Below are 9148 nucleotides of genomic sequence, written 5' to 3' on the forward strand. Positions count from 1 at the left end.
TTTGACCAAATTCATCCGAGCCACTAAATCCAATACGATCATCAGTATTGCCCGATAAAATATTTTTCATCACACCAATAATATGCTGCAGTAAAGGCATAACATTGTACATAACAGAATGCGCGAAAAAGATAATGAAGCCACTACCAGCGAACAGCCACATACTCAACTCCAAGGTGGACATTAACCCCTCTGAGCTTGCCTCAGAAATAGCTTGATTATATTGATACAGGGCAAATGCGACCAAGGGCAAAGTTAAGCAAGCAGGTAAAAGCAGTTTCGCCTTTAAACTTACATTCATTAAAATACGATCCCTAAGTCCAATCTTTACATCAGCCATCATATGCTCTCTCTTTAAAACTACCCATAAAGTATATAAGTAACCGATCGATTCATAACTGCCACTCGCGATACTTTTTGAATATTTTCTTGCCTAACTATTTAGACGCTGCGTCAAGCCCAATTTCAATTGGACTAGTCAACGGCGCCACCTCCTATAACTCCCTTTATTTAACATGTAAAACTCTTCCTTTTTTACCTACGCACGATTAAATAATAATGATTATCATTAATATTTAAAAGATCTCAATCATTTTTTACTTTAGTCAATTGATAGAATCATCAACCCCGTCCTTGTCGCAAAGATATCTGCAAAGTTCTAAGAGCTTGCTTCACTCCGCTCTAACCTTTTAGTGATCGTTGCCGTGCTCCATCTAATCTTTGAGTTTGGCTTTTTAGTAGCCTACAAAAAGCGTCTCGCCTAAAGGCTCATACTTTTAATTCATGTAGAGTCTACCGTTATCTCCTTCTCTAAGTATATAGACCCTTGGAACAACATGCTTTTCTTTGCAGCATTTCCTATGCTCGCAGCCGCTTGGGCACTCTATATCTCGAGAGACTACGACACATTTTTAATGTATTAAGTCCAGTTAAAACCAATCAAAGAGTAGTGACGCGCCAACTCTTCACTGCTCTGATTTCACGCAAGAAATCAATTAATAGTCACTAACAAGTCGCTTCGACAAACTTGAATGGCTCGATATCAAGTCCGATAGATCACCACTTACCAAACCACCATCCAATACTCGCCACTCACCAGCGACCATCACTGCATTCGCGTTGTGCGCACCACATAACAGGAGTGCAGCAAGAGGATCATGACTTCCAGAAAATCGTGCCTCATCCAATTTGAATAAGGCAATATCCGCTTGCTTTCCAACTGCGAGCTCTCCAATATCAGAACGTCCTAAAACAGACGCTGAACCTTTCGTTGCCCAACGGAGGGCATCAAAGTGCGTCACCTCATCGGCCTCATAACGCAGTCGATTGATTAACATGGCTTGTCGTACTTCTTGGATCATATTTGAGCCATCATTAGATGCAGATCCATCAACACCCAGCCCGACTGGCGAACCGTGTTCCTCCAATTCAAGGGTTCGGCATATCCCAGAAGCAAGCACCATATTGGATGAAGGGCAATGGCAAACGCCCACACCCGCCCTACCTAAGCGATGCAACTCGTCGTTATTAAAATGAATGCCATGCGCAAGCCAAACATCATTACTCATCCAATTGACGGACTCTAAATAGTCCACGGGGCGCATACCAAATGTTTTAAGGCAGAAGTTATTTTCATCTTCAGTTTCAGCCAAATGGGTATGTAATCGAACACCGTGATCGCGCGCCAAAGAGGCTGTTTGCTTCATCAACTCAGTAGTGACGGAGAACGGCGAACATGGCGCCAGCGCGATATTCACCATAGATCCTTCTGAGGCATCATGATACTGACGAATCAAGCGTTCAGAATCTTTCAAAATAGCGTCGTCAGATTGCACAGTCGATTGTGGCGGCAAGCCACCATCGTCTTGCCCTAAACTCATTGAGCCGCGTGTCAGGGTAACGCGCGTTCCCACTTTTGAAGCGGCTTGAACTTGAATATCAATCGCTTCAGTTAATGCCTCAGGAAACAAATAATGATGATCTGAAACCGTAGTACAGCCAGAAAGAAGCAACTCGCTCAAACCTAATTCAGTCGCAGCACTTAGCATCTCTGGTTGAAGCCTCGCCCACACCGGATACAAGGTTTGAAGCCAAGGAAACAAACGTTTGTTAAGTGCTGGCGGAAATGCGCGCGTAAGCGTTTGATAGAGATGGTGATGAGTATTAATCAGACCAGGTAATAGGACCGACTCTGAAGCATCAAACACTTCATGATAAGACGTTTGGGGTACTTGACCGAGAGCAATAAGCTCCACGATTTTATTGCCACTAACAACAATACCGCCACGCGCATCTTCATCATTGGCGGTAAATACGGAAAGCGGATTTTTCATCCAAGTCGTTTTGGGATTAGACATGAAAAGTCACTCCTATTTATTGTGAATAGAACAGGATGGCAGTGACTTCCTAAGGGAATGCTCAATGAGCAGCGTGTTAATCTGCCGATGAAATATGAACAGCTTGAACTTGGGGTCAGAGTACTTTTACTCTGATCCCAATATTCGTTATACGTTTAAACCACAGCCGCCTAAAATGACTGTGCAAAGCAGTTCTTTAATTCTTTGTACGTCGTCGTCGTCGTACTCAAGCTTATTCGTCACAGTAAGAATCTGCGCATCAAAGTCAGCGTAATGTTGTGTCGTTGACCAAATCATGAAGATCAAATGTTCAGGATCAATCGCTTTCATCTTGCCTTGATCAATCCATGATTGAATGATTTTGCTTTTCTCACGTACCCAAGTACGCAAGTTTGTGCGCAAGTGCTCTTGGAGATTTGGCGCGCCTTGAATGATTTCTAAAGCAAAAATTTTAGAGGCACTTGGATACTGAATCGCCAAGTCGACTTTGGCACAGATATACGCGCGTAAAACTTCAGCAGGGTCATCCCCTTCACTCATATCTTCAATCGTTTCGTCCCAACGATTAATGATTTCATCAAGTACCGCAAGATAGAGTGCTTGCTTGCTTTTGAAGTAGTACAGCACATTCGCTTTTGGAAGGCCGGCTGCATCAGCAATTGACTGCATGCTGGTTCCTTTAAACCCATTTTTTACGAACGAATCCTCTGCCGCAGCAAGGATATTTTTACGATTTTGCGCTCGGATTTTACCTGTCTTTTGAGGTGCTTCAGCAATATCCATAATCTTAACTACATCTTTTTATAAGTTTAAAAGCGAAAAAGGCGCTGCATTCTAATCGAATGAACCTATTCAAAGTAACTAATACGTCGCCTTTTTAGCTTTATTCCAGTAATAACTTTGTTTGAATTCTTATTCGCCTTGCAAAAATGCTGCAGTGCTTTGAGGCACTGCAGCAAAAAAGAAGACGGTTTTTATCAAACCTTATTCAAGTACGACTTATAGGTGGTACTTGATCAAGCCGCTAACTGCAGACTCGCTTTCGTCGTTCTTAACGCCGAACTTATTGTTCCAGTATGAGTATTCGATACCAACTTCAAGCTTAGACTTAGTGATACCCATGAACTTGCCTACGTCAGCACGAAGCTGTGGGTTGAAGTGGAAATCAGACGCGTGATCAGCTTCTGCTGAAGACCAGTCGATGTAACCGTCGAACATGAAGTCAACACCAGCTACTGCGAAAGGAACGCCGTATACAACAGTCAACTGAACGTCATCTTTTGTGTTCTCGTTATCTGCATAGAAAACTTGTGTTTGGAAGAATGCGAAACCTGGAAGCTCCCAATCCAAACCAACACCGTATAGGTAGTTGTCCTGAGAGAAACCAAGCTCATCTGGAGCACCTACGTCAAAGCTGTTAGAGCTAAACTCATAAGTACCAGCAAGTAATACATCTTTAATTGGACCGAAGCTCAAGTCAGACCCTGTAGTTTTACCAAGGCTGATTCGTGGTGACAACTCTGCATAAGTTTCATTGTTTGGAGCAGTTGAACCTTTGTTGTTCAAACGATCTACAAACGTAAATACATCACCCCAAGAATGACCAGATACATGCTCAAGCGTCATAACAGTAATTTCTTGAGTTTCTTTCTCAGCTGTGTTGAACGCATTCAAGTAATCAGCACTGTGAAGAACAGTTATACTGTTGTCTGCCCAGAATTGTTCTGCTTGAGCTGGAGCAGCTACTACTGCTGCAGAAAGTGCTGCTGCACTTGCAAGAGTCTTAAGTTGTTTCATTTTTCTACCTTAGTAATTTCATAACGGCACTTTTTAGTTGTGCCTTTTTTCCGGAAAATGGGAGCTTGCTGTACAACAAGCTCAACAAAGCTCCCGATACTTTAAACGTCCCGGTTTACGACTGAGGCAATTTGCCTTCTACACCTTCGATGTAGAAACCAAAGCCTAGAAGCGCACCGTCATCCATGGTGCTACCAGCTGGCACGACTTCTTCGCCAGCTTGGTTAATAACAGGGCCATCAAATACGCGCATTTCGCCCGCTTTCAAGGCCGCTTTTTTCTCTTCAACCAACGCAACAACGTCAGCTGGAATTGCTTCGTTCAATGGTGCTAGATCTGTAGTACCTTCAGCGATACCAGGCCATAGATCTTCAGCTTTCCAAGTACCATCAAGAACTTGCTGAGCCTTCTTCAAGTAAAGAGGACCCCAGTTGTGAATCGCTGCTGTAAGGTGTGCTTTCTCACCGTACTCAGACATATCTGAGTGATAACCGATCGCGTACTTACCTTTCGCTTCAGCTGCTTGAATAACTGCTGCTGAGTCAGTGTGCTGAGTAAGAACGTCTGCACCTTGAAGGATCAAGGTTTCTGCAGCTTCACGCTCTTTGGCTGGGTCGTACCAAGTGCTCGCCCAAACAACTTTTACTTGAACGTCTGGGTTTACTTCTTTCGCGCCTTTAGTGAATGCGTTGATACCACGAATTACTTCTGGGATTGGGAATGAAGCAACGTAGCCAAGTACGTTAGATTCAGTCATCTTGCCTGCGATCAAACCAGTCAAGTAACGACCTTGATACGCACGCGTGAAGTAAGTACCCATGTTGTCTGCACGCTTGTAACCAGAAGCATGCTCGAACGCTACTTTAGGGAACTTCTTAGCAACCTTAAGAGTTGGGTTCATGTAACCGAATGAGGTTGTGAAGATTAGGTCGTTGCCTTTTGATGCCAACTGACGAATAACACGCTCACCGTCCGCGCCTTCTGGCACAGATTCAACGTAAGTTGTTTTTACTTTGTCGCCAAGTTGCTCTTCAACATACTTACGTGCTTCATCATGCGCGTAAGTCCAGCCCGCATCACCAGTAGGACCAACGTAAACGAAGCCGATGTTAATTGGGCCTTCCGCTTGCGCTACGCTCATGCCACCAGCTAGTGCTGCCGTCGCAAGCACTTTGCTAATTGTTTTTAGTTTCATTATTAACTCCTGAGTTTCTTTTTTATCTAGAGAGTAGCGCTCAAACGCTACTCTCGTGACGCTTTAAAGCTGAGGTCTATATGGTTGACCCAGCGCCAAAGGCGTACTTAGTTTTGCTTTGATTGCATCGTTCGCGAGAACAACCAAAACAAGAATTGTTGCAACGTAAGGAAGCATTGCTAACAAATTAGGTGAGGCTTCAAAGCCCAGTCCTTGAAGAACCAAATGCATGATGCTCGCCGCACCAAACAAATAAGCTCCCAACATAATTCTTTCTGCTTTCCAGCTTGCAAATACAACTAATGCAAGTGCAATCCAGCCACGTCCTGCAGACATACCTTCAGACCAAAGAGGTGTATAAGCGAGTGATAAGTATCCACCTGCAAGACCAGCCATCGCACCACCAAACATGACTGCGCCGTAGCGTACTTTGAATACACTCATACCAATGGCGTTAGCCGCTTCTGGATTTTCGCCAACTGAACGAATCGTGAGGCCAAGACGCGTGCTCTTAAATACCCAGAACACCAAGCCGAACAGAACCCAACTTAGGTAAACCAACGGGTCATGCGAGAAAAAGATTTTGCCGATAACAGGAATATCGCTCAGTAGTGGAATCGTCCACGCCTGAATACCTTCGATGCCTACCCCAACGTAGCTCGCGCCAATAAAGGCACTTAAGCCAGTACCAAATATCGTTAAGGCTAAACCCGTAGCGACTTGGTTTGCGACCAGCGAAATCGCTAAGAAACCAAATAGCAATGACATACACATACCAGCAATAACTGATGCCACAAGACCCAAGCCCAAATTACCGGTGATCACTGAGGCAGCAAAACCAAGCACTGCGCCCATTAGCACCATGCCTTCTTGGCCCAAGTTCAATACACCAGACTTTTCACACACCATTTCACCCAATGCGATCAAAATAAGCGGCGTACCTGTGCGAATAGTCGCAAATAAGATGTTAGTGATTAATTCAATATCCACGACTGCCCCTTACGCCTGCGCTGTTTCTTGTTGATTGCTAGATGATTTAGTTTGAACCGGACGATCTCGAACGATGCGATATGAGATCAACAAGTCACACGCTAAGAGATAAAACAGCAACATACCTTGGAATAAGCCCGTAATAGACTTCGGAAGTGTCAGGTCCATTTGAACCATTTCACCGCCCATGTAAGTGAGTGCGAGAAGCATACTGGCAATCACAATACCGCCAGGATGCATACGGCCCAAGAACACAATAATAATCGCAGCATAGCCGTAGCCAGGTGCAATATATGGATTCAACTGCCCGACAGGACCAGTGACTTCAGACACACCAGCGAGCCCCGCCAAAGCACCACAAATTAGCAGCACCAACCAAACAAGCTTTTTATCTTTAAACCCTGCAAAACTTGCTGCTGAAGGATCTTGACCCAGCACATTAATCTGGAAGCCGAGCATTGCACGAGACATGAATGTCCAAATGACGGCCACGGCAAACAAAGCGAATAAGATAGAGATCGTCAAACGATAGTCTTCGAAAATAACCGGAAGCATCGCGAAATCAGAGAATAAAGCCGACTCGGGGAAGTTAAATCCGTCTGGATCTTTTAAGGGGCCATGTACGCCATAGTACAAGAAGTACAAAGCGATATAGTTGAGCATAATGGTGGTTAGAATTTCATTCGCAGAGAAACGCGTTTTTAACCACGCCGCCAGCGCTGCCCACGCCAAACCACATAAACTACCGAATAGAAGTACAGCCGGTAGCACCCAGTAACTTTCAACATCACCCAGTTGCAATGCTAAGAAACCGCCGCCTAGGCCGCCAAGAATAAACTGCCCTTCTGCACCGATGTTCCATACCTGCGCTTTAAAGCAAAGCATTAAGCCCATTGCACACAATAATAGTGGCGCAACTTTGATGCCGAGTTCAGTCCAACCGTACAAGTCCTCGAGCGGCTGTAAGAAGAATACATAGAGAGAACCCAGTGGATCATGCCCTAAGGAAGCAAATACAATTGCACCACTAATCAAGGTTAATAGCACCGCCAGCACTGGCGATAAATAGGCCATCGCCTTCGAGTCTGAAGGACGCTTTTCTAATTTAAAGATCATGCGACTGCTCCCGCTTGCTCGTTATCTTCTACAGGAGTCTTGTCACCCGCCATCCATTTACCAAGTTGGTTAATGCTAACCTTCTCTGTCGCTGCAACAGGTGACAACTCACCATCACAAATCGCACAGATACGATCACTGATTTGATACAACTCATCGATATCCTCAGACACTACTAGGATCGAAGCACCGGCATCACGTAATTTGATGAGTTCATGGCGAATCAAAATCGCAGCACCAATATCCACACCCCACGTAGGATGCGAACACACTAATAACTTAGGATTTTGAAGAATCTCACGACCGATAATGTATTTTTGGAGATTACCACCAGACAAAGACTTCGCTTGCGCTTGCGCATCCGGTGTTTTTACTTTGAAGTTACTGATAATAGTGTTGGCGAACTCTTTGACTTTGGAGCGATTAATCCAACCTTTATTGACCAAATCACCCGTTTGATATGCCGTGAGTAGACCATTGTCTTCCAAGGACATATCGGGAACCGCACCACGTCCTAGACGTTCTTCAGGGACAAAACCTAAACCTAAAGCGCGTCGTTCGGCAGGTCCTAATTTACCCACTGTCAGATCTTCAAACTTGATGACAGAGGCTTCACCTAGCTCTTCGCCACCGATCATATCGAGCAGTTCTTCTTGCCCATTTCCTGCAACACCAGCAATACCCAGAATCTCACCTTTGCGCACATCCATGGTGATGTTTTTAAGTGAAGTAGAGAATGGATCGTCTGATTGGTGACTCAAGTTAGTAACTTGAAGGAATACATCACCACCGACCGCTTTCTGGTAGTCCTGATTCAATGGAGTGTCATCGCCAACCATCAAACGCGCAATTTCATCCGTTGTTGTTTCTTGCGGATTACAGTCACCTGTCACCACACCGCCACGCAAAATCGTTGCGCCTGTGCAAATAGCACGCACTTCATCAAGCTTGTGTGAGATAAACAAAATACTGCAGCCTTCAGCACTCAATGTCTGAAGTGTCTTAAAGAGAGTTTCAACTTCTTGTGGGGTCAGTACGGAGGTAGGTTCGTCGAGAATGAGTAGTTTAACGTCTTGAAGTAGGCAGCGAACAATTTCTACGCGTTGCTGCTCACCGATAGATAAGGTGTGAACATAACGATCTGGATCGAGCTTCATTCCATAGCGTTCAGATACTTCACTGATACGCTGCTTCAAGCCATCCATCGACCCGACTTGGTCTTTCGGAATACTGAGTGCAATGTTTTCAGCCACGGAAAGCGTTTCAAATAAAGAGAAATGCTGAAACACCATCCCTATTCCAAGTTCCCTAGCGTGCGAAGCGCCTTTTACTGAAACAGGTTTTCCTTCCCAGAGCATCTCCCCTTCATCAGGCTTGACCACTCCGTAAATAATTTTCATCAGCGTACTTTTGCCTGCACCGTTCTCGCCAAGCAGCGCATGGATCTCACCTTTCTCTACATTGAGAGCAACCTTATTGTTCGCGACCGTTCCCGGATAGCGCTTGGTGATTCCGCTTAATTGTATGCGTTTCATTGTTTTACCTAACCGTCAAGACAGCGGCACTGAAATTAATTTTTATTTTAATAAGCAATTACCTTGCCAACCCCTACCAACCAACTACATCCTTATAAACACATCATCCTTGGCTATTCGGTCAGAAAATATAAACACATAAAAACCAAAATCAACGC

Annotated in this window: 8 protein-coding genes; all 8 read right to left on the reverse strand. The window is 44.6% G+C overall.

The genetic code is table 11. The features are described 5' to 3' along the window. The coding region (locus tag A3762_RS05055) for a hypothetical protein (RefSeq protein ID WP_156493247.1) at nucleotides 1-343 on the reverse strand (343 nt) is incomplete at its 3' end. Nucleotides 344-995: 652 nt separating this feature from the next. Continuing rightward, on the reverse strand, nucleotides 996-2357 hold the full coding sequence (locus tag A3762_RS05060; RefSeq protein ID WP_068754388.1) for an 8-oxoguanine deaminase: 1362 nt from the start codon (nucleotides 2355-2357) through the stop codon (nucleotides 996-998). Between the two features lie 147 nt (nucleotides 2358-2504). Continuing rightward, nucleotides 2505-3140, reverse strand: coding sequence for a TetR family transcriptional regulator C-terminal domain-containing protein (locus A3762_RS05065; protein ID WP_068754390.1), 636 nt, complete (start codon nucleotides 3138-3140; stop codon nucleotides 2505-2507). Nucleotides 3141-3356: 216 nt separating this feature from the next. Next, nucleotides 3357-4154 (reverse strand): outer membrane protein OmpK, encoded by a 798-nt coding sequence (locus tag A3762_RS05070; RefSeq protein ID WP_068754392.1) that lies wholly within the window; start codon nucleotides 4152-4154, stop codon nucleotides 3357-3359. A 115-nt stretch (nucleotides 4155-4269) separates the two neighbouring features. Further along, nucleotides 4270-5349 carry a BMP family ABC transporter substrate-binding protein gene (locus tag A3762_RS05075; protein WP_068754394.1) on the reverse strand — a complete coding sequence of 360 codons (1080 nt, stop codon included), beginning with the start codon at nucleotides 5347-5349 and terminating at the stop codon, nucleotides 4270-4272. Nucleotides 5350-5412: 63 nt separating this feature from the next. Continuing rightward, nucleotides 5413-6339: an ABC transporter permease gene (locus A3762_RS05080; protein ID WP_068754396.1), complete on the reverse strand. Its 927-nt coding sequence runs from the start codon at nucleotides 6337-6339 to the stop codon at nucleotides 5413-5415. A 9-nt stretch (nucleotides 6340-6348) separates the two neighbouring features. Beyond that, complete coding sequence (locus tag A3762_RS05085; RefSeq protein ID WP_068478189.1) at nucleotides 6349-7455, reverse strand: ABC transporter permease; 1107 nt, start codon at nucleotides 7453-7455, stop codon at nucleotides 6349-6351. Next, a complete protein-coding gene (locus A3762_RS05090) occupies nucleotides 7452-8990 on the reverse strand; it encodes an ABC transporter ATP-binding protein (RefSeq protein ID WP_068754398.1) in 1539 nt (512 codons plus the stop codon). The genes A3762_RS05085 and A3762_RS05090 overlap by 4 nt, the downstream gene beginning before the upstream one ends. Nucleotides 8991-9148 lie beyond the last annotated feature (158 nt).

The sequence above is a fragment of the Oleiphilus sp. HI0125 genome (assembly GCF_001635355.1).

Excerpts from the sequence above, each read along its gene's own strand:
- A3762_RS05060 (WP_068754388.1), bottom strand. The coding sequence starts at position 2,357 with ATGTCTAATCCCAAAACGACTTGGATGAAAAATCCGCTTTCCGTATTT.
- A3762_RS05065 (WP_068754390.1), bottom strand. The coding sequence starts at position 3,140 with ATGGATATTGCTGAAGCACCTCAAAAGACAGGTAAAATCCGAGCGCAA.
- A3762_RS05070 (WP_068754392.1), bottom strand. The coding sequence starts at position 4,154 with ATGAAACAACTTAAGACTCTTGCAAGTGCAGCAGCACTTTCTGCAGCA.
- A3762_RS05075 (WP_068754394.1), bottom strand. The coding sequence starts at position 5,349 with ATGAAACTAAAAACAATTAGCAAAGTGCTTGCGACGGCAGCACTAGCT.
- A3762_RS05085 (WP_068478189.1), bottom strand. The coding sequence starts at position 7,455 with ATGATCTTTAAATTAGAAAAGCGTCCTTCAGACTCGAAGGCGATGGCC.
- A3762_RS05090 (WP_068754398.1), bottom strand. The coding sequence starts at position 8,990 with ATGAAACGCATACAATTAAGCGGAATCACCAAGCGCTATCCGGGAACG.